Raw genomic sequence first — 18,042 nt, 5'->3', positions numbered from 1 at the left:
GTTTAACCCTTCAGGCTGCCCAGGTCATCCACATGGATGCTCTTGAGATTGCGGAACAAGACGATCAGTATGGCCAGGCCAATCGCCGCTTCGGCCGCAGCCACGGCGAGAATGAAGAAAACGAAAACCTGCCCGTTGAGATCCCCGAGGAAATGAGAGAAGGCCACGAAATTCATATTCACCGCGAGCAACATCAGTTCGATCGACATCAGAAGCACGATCAGATTCTTCCGGTTGAGGAAGATACCGACCACGGCAATGGCGAACAGAATCGCGCCGAGAATCAGGAAATGGGAAAGAGTCAGTGTCAGCATGGTTATCCCGGATTAATCTTTTTCAACCGGCATCTGCAGGACGTGCACACGGTCCTGGGCCTTGACGAAGAGCTGCGTGCTCGGATTCGGCACCTTGGAACGCTTCGGTCCGCCACGGAAAGTGAGCACCACGGCGGCGATCATCCCCACCAGCAAAATGACGGCGGCGAGTTCAAAGGCAAAAACATAATCCGTGACGAGCAGGGCACCCAGTTCGCGGGTATTGGAAATCCCCGGCTCAACCGCCGCTTCGGCCAGCGGTGCCTGGAAATATTTGCTGCCCAGCACGAGGCCCATCTCCAGCACCATCACCAGACCGACCATGGCCCCCAGGGGGAGATAGCGCCAAAAACCTTGACGCAGCTGGTCAAAGTTCAAATCGAGCATCATCACCACGAACAGGAACAGCACCATCACCGCGCCGACATAGACCACGATCAAGGCGATGCCGAGAAACTCGGCCTGCAGCATGAGCCACAAACCGCCGGTGGTGAAAAAAGCCAGCATCAGGTGCAGCACGGCCGTCACCGGATTGCGCGCGGTAATCACGCGCAGGCCGGCATAGATCAGGATGGCCGAAAGAAACAGGAAAACTACGGTTTGAAATTCCATCACATGCCCCTGTCAGCGGTAGGGCGCGTCGAACGCGCGGTCTTCGGCGATTTGTGCTTCGTAGCGCTCGCCATTGGCCAGCAGCATCTCTTTGGTGTAATAGAGATCGCCGCGCTTCTCGCCGTGGTATTCGAAAATGCGGGTTTCGACCACCGCATCGACCGGGCAGGCTTCTTCACAGAAACCGCAGAAAATGCACTTGGTCAGATCGATGTCGTAGCGCGTGGTGCGGCGCGAACCATCGTCGCGCGGCTCGGCCTCGATAGTGATCGCCATGGCTGGGCAAATGGCTTCGCACAGCTTGCAGGAAATGCAGCGCTCTTCGCCGTTCGGATAGCGGCGTAAAGCATGCAAACCACGAAAACGGACGCTTTGCGGCGTTTTTTCCTCAGGATATTGCACGGTAATCTTGCGGGCGAAGAAATACCGCCCCGTCACCGCCATGCCTTTCAACAGCTCTTTGAGGAAGAGGCTGCCGAAGATTTCCTTCATCGAACCCATGCTTCTCTCCTCAATTCCAGATGGTCAGCGGTGAAATCATCCACGCGCCAACGATGATGACCCAGAAGAAACACAGCGGCAGGAAGACTTTCCAGCCCAGGCGCATCAAAAGGTCGTAACGGTAACGCGGGAAGGTGGCGCGGAACCACAGGAAGAGGAAGAGGATGAAGACCATCTTGGCAAACATCCACCAGATGCCATCGGGCAGAAAGCCCACCGGTGACAGCCAGCCACCCAGGAAAAGAAGCGTGGTCAGCGCGGCGACCAGAATCATGTTGGCATATTCAGCCAAGAAGAAGAGCGCGAAGGCCATGCCCGAGTATTCGACGTGGAAGCCGACGATTTCCGATTCGCCTTCGGCCAGGTCAAACGGCGCGCGGTTCAGCTCCGCCGTACCGGAGATCAGATAGACGAGGAACATCGGCAAGAGCGGCAGCCAGTTCCAGGAAAGGAAACCCAAGCCCCAATCAGCAAAACGCCCTTCTGCCTGACCTTGAACGATATCGACGAAATTCAGGCTGCCCGCGATCATCAAAACGGTGATCAAGGCAAAGCCCATGGCAATTTCGTAGGAAATCATCTGCGCGGCAGAGCGCATGGCCCCCAGGAAGGCGTATTTCGAGTTGGAGGCCCAACCCGAAAGAATGATGCCGTACACCCCGATCGAGGTCATGGCCAGAATGTAGAGCAGGCTCGCATCGATGTTGGCCAGCACCAGGGTATCGGTGAAAGGCACCACCGCCCAAGCCGCCAGCGCCGGCGCGATGGCCAGCATCGGCGCAATGATGAAGACTGCTTTGGAAGAGTTGGTCGGCACCACCACTTCTTTGAGCAAAAGCTTCAAACCGTCGGCAATCGGCTGCAACAGCCCCCACGGCCCCACCCGGTTGGGGCCGATACGCACGTGCATGTAACCGATAACCTTGCGCTCGAACCAGGTCAGATACGCCAAGCCCAGCATCAGAGGCGCAACGATGCAAACAATTTTGAGTAAGGTCCATACCGCCGGCCAGGCACCACCGAACAGACCTTGTCCGAAATTCATCAGGGCATCCATTTATGCACGCTCCACAGAGATTTCGCCGAACATCGCACCCAGTGTTGCTGTGCTTGCATGCGCTGCAGCCACACGCAAACACTGATCCGGCACGGCGGCATCGAGGGCGACGGTGAGGACAGCCGAACCGCTGCCCTGACTGACTTTGGCTTGCGCACCAACAGTCAGCCCAAGCTGCGCCAGCGTCTGCGCGTTTGCTCGCAGCTGTGGTGCGCGGGCGTCCGCCGTCTTTTGCAACGCCGGCGCGCGACGTGCCATGGCATCAGCAAAGTGAATCGGCACATCGGCAATACGCTGCAAAGCCGGCGATTGCGCGGCCGGCAACTGGATCGCCACGCCGTTCAAGGCGTTATCCAGACCGGCGGCAAACTCGACACCGGCTTGCTTGAGCGCTATATCACGCACCTCTTCGCTGGTTTGATAATCAAACCCTGGCAAATTCAACACGTTACCCAAGACACGCAAGAGCTTCCAGGCTGGACGAGTTTCGCCGCGCGGTTTAACGACACCATTGAAAGACTGCACACGGCCCTCGATATTGACGAAGGTGCCGGCGGTTTCGGTATAGGGCGAAATCGGCAGAATCGCGTCGGCGTACTGCAAAGCAGCTTCGCTTTTGAAAGGCGACAGGGAAACCACGAAAGCGGCTTGTGCCAGTGCCGCCATGGCCGCCTGCGGATTGGCGCAATCCAGCTCCGGCTCCACGCCCAGGAGGACATATCCCTTGCGCGGTGCTTCGAACAGGCTGCGCGCATTCGCGCCACCTTGCAACAGACCGCTCAAATAGCCGCCCACGGTGTTGGCCGCTTCGCCGAGGAAACCCACCGTAGCGCCCGTGATACGGCCCAACTCGAGCGCCAGGCGATGAATTTGCGCGGCATCCGGCGATTGGGTGGCGACATTGCCAAGGAAAATTGCTTTTTTCTCGCCCGCCAGCAGGCTCTCTGCCATTTTGCGGCAGCCTGCGCATGCGGCAACATTTTCCAGACCGGCCGGAATCGCCTCACCCTTGGCTTCTGCGGCGGCGCGCACGACACCAGCCAGTGCGCCAAGCAGTTGGGCAGGGGCGACCGTCTTTTGTGCATGCAAGGCAATCAGCGGATCATCGGCCGTTACCGAGAGCAGACTGACGGCAGTATCTTTCTTCGCCGCTTGCCGCAAACGCTGGGCAATCAGCGGATGATCCTTGCGCAGGAAGGAGCCGACCACCAAGGCGGCATCGAGCGTTTCGATCGCGGCCAGAGGTAGGCCCAACCACGGCGCGCCGGCACGCTGGGTATCGGCCGAAAAATCGCTCTGACGCAAGCGGAAATCAGTGTTTTTGCTGCCCAATCCTTGCATGACCTGGGCCAGCAGATACATTTCTTCCAAGGTCGAAGATTGCGCCGCCAGTGCCGCCAGCGCGTCGCCGCCGTGTTCGCGGGCGATGTCTTTGAGCGCATGCGCCACGTAATCGAGCGCCACGTTCCAATCCACTTCCTTCCATTCACCGCCCTGCTTCACCATGGGTTTGGTCAGGCGCGCTTCGGAATTCAATGCTTGATAGGCGAAACGTTCCTTATCGGAAATCCAGCATTCATTAACCGCTTCGTTTTCGCGCGGCAGAACGCGCATCACGCTGTCGTGCTTGACCTGCACGACCAGGTTGGCCCCCACGGAGTCGTGTGGGCTGATCGATTTGCGGCGCTGCAATTCCCAGGCGCGCGCCGTGTAGCGGAAAGGCTTGGAGGTGAGCGCGCCGACCGGGCAGAGGTCGATCATGTTGCCGGAAAGCTCGGAATCCACCGAACGGCCGACGAAGGTCATGATTTCAGCATGCATGTTGCGATTGGCCATGCCCAGTTCCATCACCCCGGCGATTTCCTGACCAAAACGTACGCAGCGCGTGCAGTGAATGCAGCGGCTCATTTCTTCCATGGAAATCAGCGGCCCGACATCCTTGTGAAAAACGACACGTTTTTCTTCGGTATAGCGGCTTTGCATCGGCCCATAACCGACCGACATATCCTGCAACTGGCACTCGCCGCCTTGGTCGCAAATCGGGCAATCCAGCGGGTGGTTGATGAGCAGGAATTCCATCACGCCTTTTTGCGCCTTGACGGCGAGATCGGAGTGAGTGAATACCTTCATCCCGTTGGTGACCGGCGTCGCGCAAGCCGGCAAAGGCTTCGGCGCTTTTTCGACTTCGACCAGACACATGCGGCAGCTCGCCGCGATGGAGAGTTTTTTGTGATAGCAAAAGTGCGGGATATACACCCCCAGCTGCTGCGCGGCATCCATCACCGTGCTGCCTGCGGGTACCTGCCCCTTCTTGCCGTCGATTTCGATATCTAGCATGTCGCTACCTTGTAGCCAGTTTTCTTAACAAATCAGGTGATTAGCCCGGAATTTTGTGGAACCCGCTGCCTGCCCACTGCACATCTTTGGGCACCAGACAGGTTTTGTGTTCAATGTGATGCTCGAATTCAGCGCGGAAATGCTTGATGAAGCTCTGCACCGGGAAAGCCGCGGCATCGCCCAAGGCACAAATGGTGCGCCCGGCGATGTTACCCAGCACGCTGTTCAACAAATCCAGATCTTCTGGCTTGCCGCGCCCATTTTCGATACGTTGCACCACCTTGTACATCCAGGCCGTGCCTTCGCGGCAAGGCGTACATTGCCCGCAGGATTCTTCATGGTAGAAGTAAGACAGACGTTCTAGCGCTTTGACCATGCACACCGTTTCGTCCATCACGATGACCGCGCCAGAACCCAGCATCGATCCGCCTTTGCTGATCGAGTCGTAATCCATGGTGCAATCCATGATGACCTCGGCCGGCATGACCGGGGCCGAGGAGCCGCCTGGAATCACCGCCTTCAGCTTGCGCCCGCCGCGCATGCCGCCGCACATTTCGAGCAGCTTGGAGAACGGCGTGCCGAGCGGAATCTCGTAGTTGCCGGGGCGATTGACGTGGCCGGACACCGAGAAGAGCTTGGTGCCGCCGTTGTTCGGTTTGCCCAGATTGAGGTATTCCTCGCCGCCCATGTTCAAAATGAAAGGGATGGAAGCGAAGGTTTCCGTATTGTTGATCGTGGTCGGCTTGCCGTACAGACCAAACGAGGCCGGGAACGGCGGCTTGAAGCGCGGCTGGCCTTTTTTCCCCTCGATCGACTCGAGCAGGGCGGTTTCTTCGCCACAGATGTAAGCGCCGTAACCATGGTGCGCGAACAGCTCAAAACCAAATTCCGTGCCGAGAATCTTCTGGCCGAGCAAGCCGGCGGCGCGGGCTTCGTCCAGCGCTTCTTCAAAACGCTTGTAAATCTCCCAGATTTCGCCATGCACATAGTTGTAGCCACGCGTGGCCCCCATGGCAAAGCCGGCGATGATCATGCCTTCGATGACGGCATGCGGGTTGTAGCGCATGATGTCGCGGTCTTTGAAGGTACCCGGCTCGCCTTCGTCGGTGTTACAGACGACGTATTTGTCGCCCGGGAAGGAGCGCGGCATGAAAGACCATTTCAGACCGGTCGGGAAACCCGCGCCGCCGCGACCGCGCAGCACCGATTTCTTCACTTCGCCGATCACATCTTCCTGGGTCAGCCCATTTTGCAGAATGCGCTTCAACTGTTCGTAACCGCCGCGCGCCACATAATCCTTCAGCCGCCAGCTGTTATCGCCATCCAGACCGGCCATCAGAACCGGGTTGATTGCCCCCATCATGGCCATTATTTGCACTCCTCGAGCAACTTGTCGATTTGTTCCGGCTGCATGTGGCTGCACATCGAGCGGTTATTGACGATGAACACCGGCGCATCACCGCAAGCCCCCATGCACTCGCCTTCTTTCAGGGTGAACTTGCCGTCCGCCGTGGTTTCGTTGAAGCCGATGCCCAACTTCTGCTGCACGTACTGTGCCGCGTGATTACCGCCGGACAAGGCACAGGGCAGATTGGTGCACACCGTGATCTTGTATTTACCGACCGGTTTCAAGTCGTACATATTGTAAAAGCTCGCCACTTCATAGGCAGCAATCGACGGCATCCCGAGATAAGCGGCGACTGCTTCGATCGCCTCGGGCGGCAGCCAGCCTTTTTCTTCCTGAGCGTGCGCCAGACAGGCCATGACGGCAGATTGCTTCTGGTCGGCCGGATATTTGGCGACCTCGCGGGCAAATTTTTCTAAGGTGTCAGCGGAAAACATCAGCGGTCGATCTCGCCAAAAACGATATCTTGAGAACCGATGATCGTGACGACGTCGGCCAGCATGTGCCCCTTCGCCATCTCGTCCATCGCGGCCAAATGGGCATAGCCCGGAGCGCGGATCTTCATCCGGTAAGGCTTGTTGGCCCCATCGGAAATGAAATAAATACCAAACTCGCCCTTGGGATGCTCGACCGCAGCATAGGCTTCGCCCGGCGTGACGTGTATCCCTTCACTAAAGAGCTTGAAGTGGTGAATCAGCTCTTCCATATTCGACTTCATCGCCTCGCGCTTGGGCGGTGCCACCTTGAAGTTGTCGGTGATGACCGGCCCCGGATTCTTGCGCAACCAGGCGATGCACTGCTTGATGATGCGATTGGATTGCATCATCTCCTCCATGCGCACCAGATAACGGTCGTAGCTGTCGCCATTGACACCGACCGGCACGTCGAAGTCGACCTTATCGTAAGCGGCGTAGGTTTGTTTCTTGCGCAAATCCCAGGCGATGCCGGAGCCGCGCAGCATGGCGCCGGTGAAGCCAAGTTGCAGGGCGCGTTCCGGGCTAACCACCCCGACGCCGACCAAGCGCTGCTTCCAGATCCGGTTATCGGTGAGTAGCGTGTGATATTCGCCGTGATATTTGGGGAAGCGCTCGGTGAAATCTTCCAGAAAATCGAGCAAAGAACCGCTGCGGTTTTCGTTCAGCGATTTTGCCTTGCTTGCGCTGGTCCAGGTCGATTCACGATACTGCGGCATACGCTCGGGCAAATCGCGATAAACGCCGCCCGGACGGTAATAGGCCGCGTGCAGACGAGCTCCGCTGACCGCCTCGTAGGCATCCATCAAATCTTCGCGTTCCCGGAAGGTGTAGAGCGCCATGGCCATCGCCCCGACGTCCAGCGCATGACAGCCGATCCACAACAGGTGATTGAGGATGCGCGTGACTTCGTCAAACATGGTGCGGATGTACTTACCGCGCTCCGGAACTTCGATTTGCAGCAACTTTTCCACGCCCAAACAATAGGCGTGCTCGTTACACATGGGCGAAACGTAATCCAGGCGGTCCATGTAGGGCATGGCCTGTACCCAGGTGCGGTGTTCGGCGAGTTTTTCCGTACCGCGATGCAGCAGACCAATGTGTGGGTCGGCGCGGCGCACGACTTCGCCGTCCATCTCCAGCACCATGCGCAACACACCGTGCGCGGCCGGGTGCTGCGGCCCAAAGTTCAGGGTGTAGCTCTGAATGTCAGCCATGTTTCGGATCCCCGTAGGTCTCTTCGCGCACAACGCGCGGGGTATTTTCACGAGGCGCGATGGTAACGGGCTGATACACCACCCGTCCTTGATCTGGGTCGTAACGCATCTCGACATGCCCGGTAATCGGGAAATCTTTGCGGAAAGGGTGACCGATGAAACCGTAATCGGTCAGCAGACGGCGCAAATCGTGGTGACCGGTGTAGGCAATACCAAAAAGATCGAAGGCTTCTCGCTCGAACCAGTTGGCTGAGGTCCACAATGCCGTCACCGAAGCGGTGACCGGGAAAGTTTCATCATCAGCAAAAACGCGCACCCGCAGACGCAGGTTATGCGCCACCGACAACAGATGTACCACGGTGGCGTAACGCTTACCCTGCCAGGCACCGTCGCCATAGGTGGAATAATCGACCCCGCAAAGATCGATCAATTCGGCAAACAAAAAATCCGGTTCATCGCGCAACGCCTGCATCGTGGCAAAGTAATCTGCGGCGGCGACCTCGATGGTCAATTCGTTCAGGGCAAGTTTCGTCGATTGAAGCTTGTCCGCGAAACGGTCCTGCAATTTTTGGCAAAGCGCTTCCAGCTTGGCTGACATAGGGATCGGCCTCGAAATTTAGCGAGCAATGGTATTGGTGCGACGGATCTTGTTCTGCAGCTGAATCAGCCCGTAGAGCAAGGCTTCTGCCGTTGGCGGGCAACCCGGAACATAGATATCGACCGGCACCACCCGGTCGCAGCCGCGCACCACGGAATAGGAGTAGTGGTAATAACCGCCGCCGTTGGCACAAGAACCCATGGAAATCACCCAGCGCGGCTCCGGCATCTGGTCATACACCTTACGCAAGGCCGGGGCCATTTTATTGGTCAGCGTGCCGGCCACGATCATCACGTCGGACTGGCGCGGACTGGGGCGAAAAATGATGCCGAAACGGTCCAGATCGTAGCGCGAACACCCGGCATGAATCATTTCCACCGCGCAACAGGCCAAACCGAAAGTCATCGGCCAGATCGAGCCAGTGCGCATGTAGTTGATGAGCTTGTCTGCCGTAGTGGTGACAAAGCCCTCTTGCAGAATTCCTTCAATCGCCATGACGCAACCTCATTCCCAATCCAGCGCGCCCTTGGCCCAGGCGTAAATATCGCCCAGCGCCAGAATGGCGATGAAAATCAACATCTCGACAAAACCAAATACTTTCAAGGATTCATTAGCCGCCATGTCCGCAAACACGGTTCCCCAGGGAATCAGAAAAGCAATTTCGAGATCGAAAAGAATAAACAGGATTGCAATGAGGTAGTAACGCACATCGAATTTCATGCGCGCATCTTCGAAAGCTTCGAAACCACACTCGTAGGGGGAGAGTTTCTCAGGGTCCGGACGCCGCGGCGCCAACAAAAAACCCATGGTGATCGGCAACACGCCAATCGCCACCCCAACCAACACAAACATCAGGATCGGAAAATACGCTTCCATCATCCGCCGCCAAATTGTCAGTTTTTATCAGGCCGGATGAATATACCAACCAACCCCGTTATGGTGCCGACGGCGAGACTCGAACTCGCACAGCTTGCGCCACTACCCCCTCAAGATAGCGTGTCTACCAATTTCACCACGTCGGCTTTTATTGCTCTTTTACTGCTTTTTTACCACTTTTTACCCACCGGCAAAAAATGCATTTGCCAGCGGAATAAATTTTTATTTCGGCACATCCTGCGCCTTGGAACCCGCAGCTGCCGGTTCATTCGCCACGCCAGCAGGGGCCGGCGAGACAGTCTGCGATTGTACCGAATCCTGCATCAGACTGCCAGACGTTTTTGGCTTATCAGAGGCAAAATACGCCAGCGACAGGCTGGTCAAAAAGAATACTGCCGCCAGAACACCGGTCGTCCGACTCAAAAAATTGGCTGAGCCCGAAGCGCCGAACAGGCTGCCCGAAGCGCCGCTGCCAAAGGCTGCGCCCATATCCGCACCTTTGCCGTGCTGCACCAGAACCAGGCCGATAATCGCCAGCGCCACCAAAATATGTACCGTCAAAATCAAAGAGAACATCCAGCTCATGTTTACCTATCCGTGTATTACTGCAATGAAGACGCTCTGTCGGCTGCCCGACAAATCGCCAGAAAATCTTCTGCCACCAAGGCGGCACCACCAATCAAACCACCGTCGATATCGGCCTGGGCAAACAAAGCGCCGGCATTTTGCGCCTTGACGCTGCCGCCATAGAGAATGCGCAAATTCGCTGCCACTGCGGCATCACTCGCCGCCACGCGCTGCCGAATGAAACGATGCACAGCCTGCGCTTCTTCCGGTGTCGCCGTCTGCCCGGTACCGATCGCCCACACCGGCTCATAGGCTACGACCCCCTGCCCTAAGGCAGCCGCACCCAAACGCGCGAGCACGGCATCGAGCTGCCGCCCGACCACCGCTTGCGTTTCACCGGCCTGCCGATCCGCCAGCGTTTCACCGACACACAGCACCGGCACCAGACCGCCCGCCAGAACGGCTTCAAATTTTGCAGCGACGCTTGCATCGCTTTCGCCAAAAATCGCCCGCCGCTCGGAATGCCCAAGCAAAACGTAGCGGCAGCCAAATTCTTGCAACATAGCCACCGCCACTTCGCCGGTATATGCGCCCGCAGCATGCTGAGATCCATTCTGCGCCCCCAGCTGCAAGACCGAGCCCTGCAGCAATTGCTGCGCCTGCGGCAAATACACGAAGGGCGGACACACCGCCACTTCGCAGGAGAAGGTGTCGGCTTCGGCCAAAAGCGCCGTCAACAAAGCCGCATTGGCCGCCAATGAGCCATGCATCTTCCAGTTACCAGCAACGAGCTTACGGCGCACGCGCTTATCTCCGTGGGGAAAACCTCGGGATTATATCGATAACGACCAAAGCCGGTCAATGCAGCGGCGGCACAACACGGCTAATCCTCCGCCGCCTGGCGCACGGCTGCCGCAATATTTTCGGCGGCGGCTTTGACCAGCGCCGCATCTTCGCCTTCCACCATGACCCGCAGCAAAGCTTCCGTGCCCGAAGGGCGCAGCAGGATTCTGCCGCGTCCGGCGAGCCGTACTTCGGCTTCCTGGCGCGCCGCCTGGATCATCGGTGAATCCTGCCAGGCAAAACCACGCGCGACGGGCACGTTGATCAGAACTTGCGGATAAAGCTGCAAATCCCCCAAAAGCTTTTCCAGCGTGCCGCCGCTCTCGCGTAAAGCAGCCAAAACCTGCAGCCCGGCGATGATGCCATCGCCGGTGGAGTGCCGGTCGAGCGCCAGGATATGGCCGGAGTTTTCGCCGCCAAAAAGCCAGCCATTTTTATGCAGCATTTCCACCACATAGCGATCACCGACAGCCGCCCGCACGAAGGGAATATCCAGCTTGGCAAGCGCATGCTCCAAGGCCAGATTGGTCATCAAGGTACCCACCACGCCCGCCACCTTGTTTTTTTGCGCCCGATGCTTGACCAGCGCGTAAAGCAGTTGGTCGCCGTCGTACAGCGTACCGGCCGCATCCACCATTTGAATGCGATCCGCATCGCCGTCGAGCGCCATACCGAGATCGGCGCGCTGCGCCAGCACGGCTTGCACCAAGGCTTGCGGAGCCGTGGCACCGACACCGTCGTTGATGTTCAGGCCATTGGGCTGCACGCCGATGCTGACGACCTCAGCCCCCAACTCATGCAAAACGTCGGCCGCGATGTGGTACGCCGCCCCGTGCGCGCAGTCGACAACGATTTTCAGGCCGCGCAAATCAAGCTCATTGGGAAAGGTGCTCTTGCAAAATTCGATATAACGCCCGCGCGCATCCTCGATGCGCCGCACTCTGCCCAGCGCCGCCGAATCCACACAACGCATTTCCTGATCGATGCCGGCCTCGATCGCCTGTTCCAGCGCGTCCGGCAGCTTGCTGCCTTGCGCCGAGAAAAATTTGATTCCGTTGTCGTAGTACGGATTGTGCGAGGCAGAAATAACGATGCCCGCCTGCAAACGCAAGGCGCGCGTAAGATAGGCAATGGCCGGCGTCGGCATCGGTCCAACCAGGCAAACATCTACACCGGCGGCCGAAAACCCCGCTTCCAGCGCGGATTCCAGCATGTAACCGGAAATTCGCGTGTCCTTGCCGATCAAGACGCTGGGGCGCTCGCCCGGCGGCATCGGATATTGCTCAAGCAAGACTTTGCCGGCGGCGTAGCCTAGGCGCATGACGAAATCCGGCGTAATAGGCGCTTGTCCAACGCGTCCGCGCACACCATCCGTGCCAAAATATTTTCTACCCATTTTGCCTTCCCTCTTTGCGTTTTTATTTATCGAATCAAGTGTTCTCGACGGCCGCCCACACCGCCAGCGCATCGCGCGTGGCCGCCACATCATGTACGCGCAGCATCGCCGCACCGCGCTGCGCAGCCAAAAGTGCTGCGGCAATGCTGGCAGCCTGACGCTCATGCACTGGCCGCCCGGTAATTTCGCCCAGCATACGCTTGCGCGAAACACCGACCAGTAGCGGCAAACCCTGCCAAATATCGTCTTTGAGTGCGTTAAACAAAGCGAGATTGTGCGCCAAGGTTTTGCCAAAGCCGAAACCAGGATCGAGCAACAAACGCTCACGGGCGATCCCGATATTTTGGCAATCGCTTGCCGCATGGCGCAGCCAAGTACTGACCTCAGCACACACATCGGCATAGACCGGCGCATCCTGCATGCTGGCCGGCGCACCCTGCATGTGCATCAGGCATAGCGCACAATCAGAGGCCGCAATCAGGGCACGCGTTTCATGGTCACGCGCCCCTCTGATATCGTTGATCATGCTCGCCCCCGCCGCCAAGGCCGCCTGCATGATTTTTGGTTTATAGGTATCGACCGATACGGGAATACCCCAGCGGCACACTTCCTGCAGCACCGGCAGCAGGCGACGTAATTCTTCGTCTTCCGGCGTCGCCTGCGCCCCTGGTCGGGAAGATTCCGCACCGATGTCGAGAATATCTGCTCCGGCTTGCCATTGCTGTTGTGCATGTGCAATCGCCTGGCGGGTGTTGGCGGCCAGACCATCTCCGGAAAAAGAGTCCGGCGTCAGATTGACGATGCCCATGAGCAAGGGGCGATCGAGCCTCAGGCGGTAGGTGCCGCAGTGGAGTTCGCGCATGGAAAAATGCCGGAAGCGTGCGCTTCCGGCAATCCAAATGACTTAAGCGGTGGCCGGGGCGCTGGGTTCAGCCCCCGGGGTTTCATCCGGCGGCATGGGTTTGGCCATGCTTTGCACCGGCTTGGGGGCGCGCGGCGCTTTACCGGCCATGATGTCATCGATTTGCTCGGCATCGATGGTTTCCCAGTCGAGCAGCGCGCGGGTCATGGCTTCAACCTTGTCGCGATTGTCTTCCAGAAGCTGCCGGGCAAGGGCGTATTGCTCGTCGAGAATGCGGCGAATTTCAGCATCGACTTTTTGCATCGTCGCTTCCGAGACATTTTTGTGCTGCGTTACCGAACGCCCAAGAAAGACCTCGCCTTCATTTTCGCCATACACCATGACCCCCATATCAGACATGCCGTAACGCGTGACCATATCGCGCGCCATGGACGTCGCCCGCTCGAAATCGTTCGAGGCGCCGGTGGTCATCTGGTTCATGAACAGTTCTTCGGCAATGCGCCCGCCAAAAAGTACGGCGATACGCGACAAAAGATACTGCTTGTCGTACGCGTAACGGTCTTGCTCTGGCAACTGCATGGTCAAACCGAGGGCGCGCCCACGCGGGATGATGGTGACTTTATGCACCGGATCCGACTTCGGCACCAGTTTGGCGACTACGGCGTGGCCGGACTCGTGGTAAGCCGTATTCATCTTTTCTTCTTCGGTCATGACCATGCTGCGCCGTTCGGCCCCCATCATGATCTTGTCCTTAGCCTTCTCAAAATCCTCCATATCGACCAGGCGCTTGTTGGCGCGGGCTGCGAACAAGGCCGCCTCGTTCACCAGGTTGGCGAGATCGGCACCGGAAAAACCGGGCGTGCCGCGGGCGATGATGTCGGCCTTGATGTCGCTGGCGATCGGCACCTTGCGCATGTGCACCTTGAGAATTTCCTCCCGCCCACGAATATCGGGCAAAGGCACCACAACCTGCCGGTCGAAGCGCCCCGGGCGCAGCAACGCCGGGTCGAGAATATCCGGACGGTTGGTGGCAGCGATGACGATGATGCCGGAGTGGCCTTCAAAACCGTCCATCTCGACCAGCAACTGGTTCAAGGTCTGCTCGCGCTCGTCGTTACCGCCCCCCAAGCCGGCACCGCGATGACGACCGACGGCATCGATTTCGTCGATAAAAATGATGCACGGCGCGTGCTTCTTGGCGTTCTCGAACATGTCACGCACGCGCGCCGCGCCGACACCGACGAACATTTCGACGAAATCGGAACCGGAAATCGAGAAGAACGGCACCTTGGCCTCGCCGGCAATTGCCTTAGCGAGCAAGGTCTTGCCGGTGCCGGGATTGCCCACCATCAGCACCCCCTTCGGGATGCGCCCGCCGAGCTTCTGGAATTTGGAGGGATCGCGCAGGAAGTCGACGATTTCCTGCACTTCCTCTTTCGCCTCGTCACAGCCGGCAACGTCGACGAAGGTGATGCTGTTTTGCGCCTCGTCCATCATGCGCGCCTTCGATTTGCCAAAGGAGAAAGCACCGCCCTTGCCGCCGCCCTGCATCTGCCGCATGAAAAAGACCCAGACGCCGATCAGAAGCAGCATCGGGAACCAGGAAACGAAGATGCTCATCAGGAAAGACGGCTCTTCATCCGGCTTGGCCTCGACCTTGACGTCATACTTGAGCAGGTCGGAAACCAGCCACAAATCGGGCGGCGCGTAGCTGGTGATGCGCTTGCCGTCATTGGTGGTGGCTTTCAGGGTGCGCCCCTCCATCACCACCTTGCTGATCCGCCCCTGCTTCACTTCGTCGAGAAATTGCGAATATTCCATCGCCCCCGGCGCAACCTGACGGGTATTGAACTGGTTGAACACCGTCATCAAGACCAGACCGATCACCACCCATACGGCGAGATTTTTGAACATGTTGTTCAAGCGACTACTCCTTTGCCTGCGACCTGCGATAAAACCCGCATTCTAAACATTTTTTAGCGCAAACCGCGCCCCAACAGATAAACCTCTGGGCTACGATCGCGCGACGCTTCCGGTTTACGTACCTGCACGCTGCAAAACGTCTCGCGCATGGTTTTGACGAAGGCCTCGTAATCGCGGCCCTGAAAGACTTTGACCAGAAAAGCACCGTCCGGTTTCAGGTGGGCGCGGGAGAATTCCAAGCCCAGCTCCGCCAGATACATCATGCGCGCCTGATCCGTGACCGCCATGCCCGATATATTGGGGGCCATGTCGGACATCACAAGGCCAACTTGGCGCGCTCCGAGCAGATTTTCCAATTCGGCCAATACGGATTCTTCGCGAAAATCCCCCTGAATGAAGTGCACACCGCGAATCGGGGCCATTTCGAGCAGGTCGAGAGCAAAGACCAAGCCGCTGTCCCCGACACGCTCCACCGCCACCTGCGACCAGCCGCCCGGCGTCGCGCCCAAATCGACCACGACCTCACCACGCTTGAGCAGTTTATCTTTGTCGTCGATCTCCATCAGCTTGAAGGCCGCGCGCGAGCGCCAGCCGTCTTTTTTGGCCTGTTGCACAAAATGATCGTTCACATGCTCTTGCATCCAGGCCTTACTGGTTCTTGTTCGCTTCATTCTTCGGTAAAATGCCGTTTTTGAAAGGTTTTACACATGCCGCCACTGACTTCTTCCCAGGTTCGCGAACTACGCGCCCTTGCCCACGGGCTCGACCCGGTCGTTTCCATTGCTGAAAACGGTTTGAGCGAAAGCGTCCTGAAAGAAATCGACACCTGCCTTAACGCCCACGAATTAATCAAAATCCGCGTCTATGGCGACAGCCGCGACAACCGTCTGCGCTATCTTGCCACCGTCTGCCAGGAACTTGGTGCGGCGGCGGTACAGCATATCGGGAAATTGCTGGTGGTGTACCGGGAAAACCCGGAAAAAACTGCAGCCAAAGCCAAAAAGTCTGCGCCGCCCAAAGCGCCCGCTCGGCGCACCAAACGCAGCTTTCAAGGCTGAACGAATGATTTCAGGCCGCCAAAGTCACAGCGGCCTGGATTCACTCTGCCTTTGTCTATCGCCGCCGCCCCCCGCGCCAGCTTGCCGGCAATTCAGACATAGCGCACGTCGATGATTTCATATTCACGGATACCGCCCGGGGCCTGCACCTGCGCCACATCGCCGGCATATTTGCCGATCAAGGCGCGCGCCACCGGCGAATTGACGGAAATTTTGCCGGCCTTGATGTCGGCTTCGTCCTCGCCGACGATCTGGTAGCTCACGCTGGCGCCGGAATCCTGATCTTCCATTTCCACCGTCGCGCCAAACACGCAGCGACCATCAGCATCGAGCAAGGCCGGGTCGATGATCTGGGCGTTCGAGAGCTTGCCTTCGACTTCCTTGATGCGCCCCTCGATAAAACCCTGGCGCTCCTTGGCGGCGTCGTATTCGGCGTTTTCCGACAAATCGCCGTGCGCCCGCGCCTCGGCGATGGCGGCGACCACCGCCGGACGTTCGATGGTTTTCAGACGCTGCAATTCTTCGCGCAACTGTTCAGCACCTTTGACGGTCAATGGAATCTTGTTCATTTTTCTCCCCAAAAAGCAAAACCGCCGGCACCCACAACGAGGCAAGGCCGGCGGCGAATTAGTGTTGGATCAGGCGAGTGCGGCGTGTAAATCCTGTATCGGATACACCACGATTTCGCCCAGATTACGAATACCTTCCGCAGCGGCTTCCGCCCCCCAGATCGTGGTGTAGATGGTGACACGCGCCTGCAAACCAGAGGTGCGGATCGAACGCGAATCGTTGATGGCACCGCGTTTTTCTTCCACCGTGTTGATGATCAAGGCAATTTCATTGTTCTTGATCATGTCGACGATGTGCGGACGCCCTTCGGTCACCTTATTCACTACCTGCACCGGCAAACCCGCGGCTTCGATGGCGTGCGCCGTGCCGCGCGTGGCGACCAGCTGAAAGCCAGCTTCGGCCAAATGGCGGGCAATATCGATGACTTTTTGCTTGTCGCTGTCCTTCACCGACATGAACACCTTGCCACTTCTTGGCAGACGCACGCCCGCCGCCAGCTGCGACTTGATGAAAGCCTCGGCAAAGGTCTGACCGACCCCCATCACCTCGCCGGTGGACTTCATTTCCGGGCCAAGAATGGTATCCACGCCGGGGAATTTGACGAAGGGGAAAACGGCTTCCTTGACCGAGAAATACGGCGGAATCACTTCCTTGGTCACGCCCTGCGCGGCCAGACTCTTACCGGCCATGCAGCGGGCAGCGATCTTGGCGAGCTGCAGGCCGGTGGCCTTGGAGACGTAAGGCACGGTGCGCGAGGCACGCGGATTGACTTCGAGCACATAGACGTCGTCATCCTTGATCGCGAACTGCACATTCATCAAACCGCAGACGTTGAGCGCCTTGGCCATGAGCTTGGTCTGGCGGCGCAATTCGTCCTGTACGGCAGGGGTCAGCGAGTAAGGCGGCAGCGAGCAGGCCGAATCGCCCGAATGCACGCCGGCCTGTTCGATGTGTTCCATGACGCCACCGATCAAAACCTCTTTGCCGTCGGAGAGCGCATCGACGTCGCACTCGATGGCGTCGTTGAGGAAGCGGTCGAGCAGCACCGGCGAATCGTTGGACACCTTGACCGCCTCGCGCATGTAGCGCTCCAGATCTTTCTGCTCATGAACGATTTCCATCGCCCGGCCGCCCAGCACATAGGAGGGGCGCACCACCAGCGGGTAGCCGATTTCCTGCGCCAGGCGCAGGGCTTCTTCCTCGGTGCGGGCGGTGCGGTTGGGCGGCTGCTTGAGGCCGAGGTCGTGTAGGAGCTTCTGGAAACGCTCGCGGTCTTCGGCAACGTCGATGGATTCCGGCGTCGTGCCGATGATCGGCACGCCATTGGCTTCCAGCGCCAGCGCAAGTTTCAGCGGAGTCTGGCCGCCGTATTGGACGATGACGCCTTCCGGCTTCTCGATGGCGCAGATTTCCAGCACGTCTTCCAGCGTCAG

At 58.3% G+C, this 18,042-nt stretch carries 20 protein-coding genes and 1 tRNA gene; 1 reads left to right on the top strand and 20 read right to left on the bottom strand.

What is annotated here, in order from left to right:
* Positions 1–2: 2 nt before the first annotated feature.
* The 18 genes from nuoK to rlmE form a co-directional block, all read right to left on the bottom strand.
* Entirely contained in the window at positions 3–311 is a 309-nt protein-coding gene (gene nuoK, locus ACM62Q_RS04395; protein ID WP_415034068.1) for an NADH-quinone oxidoreductase subunit NuoK, read from the bottom strand.
* A 15-nt stretch (positions 312–326) separates the two neighbouring features.
* Positions 327–926 carry an NADH-quinone oxidoreductase subunit J gene (locus ACM62Q_RS04390; protein WP_415033962.1) on the bottom strand — a complete coding sequence of 200 codons (600 nt, stop codon included), beginning with the start codon at positions 924–926 and terminating at the stop codon, positions 327–329.
* Positions 927–938: 12 nt separating this feature from the next.
* Positions 939–1,427 (bottom strand): NADH-quinone oxidoreductase subunit NuoI, encoded by a 489-nt coding sequence (gene nuoI, locus ACM62Q_RS04385; RefSeq protein WP_415033960.1) that lies wholly within the window; start codon positions 1,425–1,427, stop codon positions 939–941.
* Between the two features lie 10 nt (positions 1,428–1,437).
* Complete coding sequence (gene nuoH / locus ACM62Q_RS04380) at positions 1,438–2,484, bottom strand: NADH-quinone oxidoreductase subunit NuoH (protein WP_415033958.1); 1,047 nt, start codon at positions 2,482–2,484, stop codon at positions 1,438–1,440.
* Positions 2,485–4,821, bottom strand: a complete 2,337-nt coding sequence (gene nuoG / locus ACM62Q_RS04375; protein ID WP_415033956.1) for an NADH-quinone oxidoreductase subunit NuoG — start codon at positions 4,819–4,821, stop codon at positions 2,485–2,487.
* A gap of 40 nt (positions 4,822–4,861) precedes the next feature.
* Positions 4,862–6,190, bottom strand: coding sequence for an NADH-quinone oxidoreductase subunit NuoF (gene nuoF / locus ACM62Q_RS04370; RefSeq protein ID WP_415033954.1), 1,329 nt, complete (start codon positions 6,188–6,190; stop codon positions 4,862–4,864).
* Positions 6,190–6,663: an NADH-quinone oxidoreductase subunit NuoE gene (gene nuoE / locus ACM62Q_RS04365; protein ID WP_415033952.1), complete on the bottom strand. Its 474-nt coding sequence runs from the start codon at positions 6,661–6,663 to the stop codon at positions 6,190–6,192. The genes nuoF and nuoE overlap by 1 nt, the downstream gene beginning before the upstream one ends.
* Positions 6,663–7,916 (bottom strand): NADH-quinone oxidoreductase subunit D, encoded by a 1,254-nt coding sequence (locus tag ACM62Q_RS04360; RefSeq protein WP_415033950.1) that lies wholly within the window; start codon positions 7,914–7,916, stop codon positions 6,663–6,665. Before ACM62Q_RS04360 ends, nuoE begins: the two co-directional genes overlap by 1 nt.
* A complete protein-coding gene (locus ACM62Q_RS04355; protein ID WP_415033948.1) occupies positions 7,909–8,514 on the bottom strand; it encodes an NADH-quinone oxidoreductase subunit C in 606 nt (201 codons plus the stop codon). Before ACM62Q_RS04355 ends, ACM62Q_RS04360 begins: the two co-directional genes overlap by 8 nt.
* An 18-nt stretch (positions 8,515–8,532) precedes the next feature.
* Positions 8,533–9,009, bottom strand: a complete 477-nt coding sequence (locus ACM62Q_RS04350; RefSeq protein ID WP_415033946.1) for a NuoB/complex I 20 kDa subunit family protein — start codon at positions 9,007–9,009, stop codon at positions 8,533–8,535.
* A 9-nt stretch (positions 9,010–9,018) separates the two neighbouring features.
* Positions 9,019–9,393: an NADH-quinone oxidoreductase subunit A gene (locus ACM62Q_RS04345; RefSeq protein WP_415033944.1), complete on the bottom strand. Its 375-nt coding sequence runs from the start codon at positions 9,391–9,393 to the stop codon at positions 9,019–9,021.
* 58 nt (positions 9,394–9,451) lie between these two features.
* Positions 9,452–9,536 (bottom strand) — tRNA-Leu (locus ACM62Q_RS04340).
* 76 nt (positions 9,537–9,612) lie between these two features.
* Positions 9,613–9,975 carry a preprotein translocase subunit SecG gene (gene secG / locus ACM62Q_RS04335; RefSeq protein WP_415033942.1) on the bottom strand — a complete coding sequence of 121 codons (363 nt, stop codon included), beginning with the start codon at positions 9,973–9,975 and terminating at the stop codon, positions 9,613–9,615.
* Positions 9,976–9,992: 17 nt separating this feature from the next.
* A complete protein-coding gene (tpiA, locus tag ACM62Q_RS04330) occupies positions 9,993–10,760 on the bottom strand; it encodes a triose-phosphate isomerase (protein ID WP_415033940.1) in 768 nt (255 codons plus the stop codon).
* 80 nt (positions 10,761–10,840) lie between these two features.
* The gene (glmM, locus tag ACM62Q_RS04325) at positions 10,841–12,196 is read right to left on the bottom strand and encodes a phosphoglucosamine mutase (protein ID WP_415033938.1); all 1,356 of its coding nucleotides are present in this window, start codon (positions 12,194–12,196) and stop codon (positions 10,841–10,843) included.
* 34 nt (positions 12,197–12,230) lie between these two features.
* Positions 12,231–13,058, bottom strand: a complete 828-nt coding sequence (folP, locus tag ACM62Q_RS04320; protein WP_415033937.1) for a dihydropteroate synthase — start codon at positions 13,056–13,058, stop codon at positions 12,231–12,233.
* Positions 13,059–13,100: 42 nt separating this feature from the next.
* The gene (ftsH, locus tag ACM62Q_RS04315; protein ID WP_415033935.1) at positions 13,101–14,981 is read right to left on the bottom strand and encodes an ATP-dependent zinc metalloprotease FtsH; all 1,881 of its coding nucleotides are present in this window, start codon (positions 14,979–14,981) and stop codon (positions 13,101–13,103) included.
* A gap of 53 nt (positions 14,982–15,034) precedes the next feature.
* Positions 15,035–15,652: a 23S rRNA (uridine(2552)-2'-O)-methyltransferase RlmE gene (gene rlmE / locus ACM62Q_RS04310; RefSeq protein WP_415033933.1), complete on the bottom strand. Its 618-nt coding sequence runs from the start codon at positions 15,650–15,652 to the stop codon at positions 15,035–15,037.
* 36 nt (positions 15,653–15,688) lie between these two features.
* Here rlmE and ACM62Q_RS04305 point away from each other — a divergent pair, with 36 nt between their 5' ends.
* On the top strand, positions 15,689–16,039 hold the full coding sequence (locus tag ACM62Q_RS04305) for a YhbY family RNA-binding protein (RefSeq protein ID WP_415033931.1): 351 nt from the start codon (positions 15,689–15,691) through the stop codon (positions 16,037–16,039).
* A 92-nt stretch (positions 16,040–16,131) separates the two neighbouring features.
* Here the strand turns inward: ACM62Q_RS04305 and greA are convergent, their stop codons facing one another.
* Positions 16,132–16,608, bottom strand: a complete 477-nt coding sequence (gene greA, locus ACM62Q_RS04300; protein WP_415033929.1) for a transcription elongation factor GreA — start codon at positions 16,606–16,608, stop codon at positions 16,132–16,134.
* Positions 16,609–16,677: 69 nt separating this feature from the next.
* Positions 16,678–18,042: carbamoyl-phosphate synthase large subunit (carB, locus tag ACM62Q_RS04295; protein WP_415033927.1), on the bottom strand; the 1,365-nt coding region annotated here is incomplete at its 5' end.

The organism is Azonexus sp., assembly GCF_047638095.1.
Classification (GTDB): Bacteria; Pseudomonadota; Gammaproteobacteria; order Burkholderiales; family Rhodocyclaceae; genus Azonexus.
The sequence above is the reverse complement of the archived record's forward strand: the minus strand, read 5'-3'. Positions and strand labels throughout refer to the sequence as shown.

What these genes read in the sequence shown, in the direction of transcription:
- ACM62Q_RS04390 (WP_415033962.1), bottom strand. Translation starts at nt 926, where the DNA reads ATGGAATTTCAAACCGTAGTTTTCCTGTTTCTTTCGGCCATCCTGATC.
- nuoI (WP_415033960.1), bottom strand. Translation starts at nt 1,427, where the DNA reads ATGGGTTCGATGAAGGAAATCTTCGGCAGCCTCTTCCTCAAAGAGCTG.
- nuoH (WP_415033958.1), bottom strand. Translation starts at nt 2,484, where the DNA reads ATGGATGCCCTGATGAATTTCGGACAAGGTCTGTTCGGTGGTGCCTGG.
- nuoG (WP_415033956.1), bottom strand. Translation starts at nt 4,821, where the DNA reads ATGCTAGATATCGAAATCGACGGCAAGAAGGGGCAGGTACCCGCAGGC.
- nuoF (WP_415033954.1), bottom strand. Translation starts at nt 6,190, where the DNA reads ATGGCCATGATGGGGGCAATCAACCCGGTTCTGATGGCCGGTCTGGAT.
- nuoE (WP_415033952.1), bottom strand. Translation starts at nt 6,663, where the DNA reads ATGTTTTCCGCTGACACCTTAGAAAAATTTGCCCGCGAGGTCGCCAAA.
- ACM62Q_RS04360 (WP_415033950.1), bottom strand. Translation starts at nt 7,916, where the DNA reads ATGGCTGACATTCAGAGCTACACCCTGAACTTTGGGCCGCAGCACCCG.
- ACM62Q_RS04355 (WP_415033948.1), bottom strand. Translation starts at nt 8,514, where the DNA reads ATGTCAGCCAAGCTGGAAGCGCTTTGCCAAAAATTGCAGGACCGTTTC.
- ACM62Q_RS04350 (WP_415033946.1), bottom strand. Translation starts at nt 9,009, where the DNA reads ATGGCGATTGAAGGAATTCTGCAAGAGGGCTTTGTCACCACTACGGCA.
- ACM62Q_RS04345 (WP_415033944.1), bottom strand. Translation starts at nt 9,393, where the DNA reads ATGATGGAAGCGTATTTTCCGATCCTGATGTTTGTGTTGGTTGGGGTG.
- secG (WP_415033942.1), bottom strand. Translation starts at nt 9,975, where the DNA reads ATGAGCTGGATGTTCTCTTTGATTTTGACGGTACATATTTTGGTGGCG.
- glmM (WP_415033938.1), bottom strand. Translation starts at nt 12,196, where the DNA reads ATGGGTAGAAAATATTTTGGCACGGATGGTGTGCGCGGACGCGTTGGA.
- folP (WP_415033937.1), bottom strand. Translation starts at nt 13,058, where the DNA reads ATGCGCGAACTCCACTGCGGCACCTACCGCCTGAGGCTCGATCGCCCC.
- rlmE (WP_415033933.1), bottom strand. Translation starts at nt 15,652, where the DNA reads ATGAAGCGAACAAGAACCAGTAAGGCCTGGATGCAAGAGCATGTGAAC.
- ACM62Q_RS04305 (WP_415033931.1), top strand. Translation starts at nt 15,689, where the DNA reads ATGCCGCCACTGACTTCTTCCCAGGTTCGCGAACTACGCGCCCTTGCC.
- greA (WP_415033929.1), bottom strand. Translation starts at nt 16,608, where the DNA reads ATGAACAAGATTCCATTGACCGTCAAAGGTGCTGAACAGTTGCGCGAA.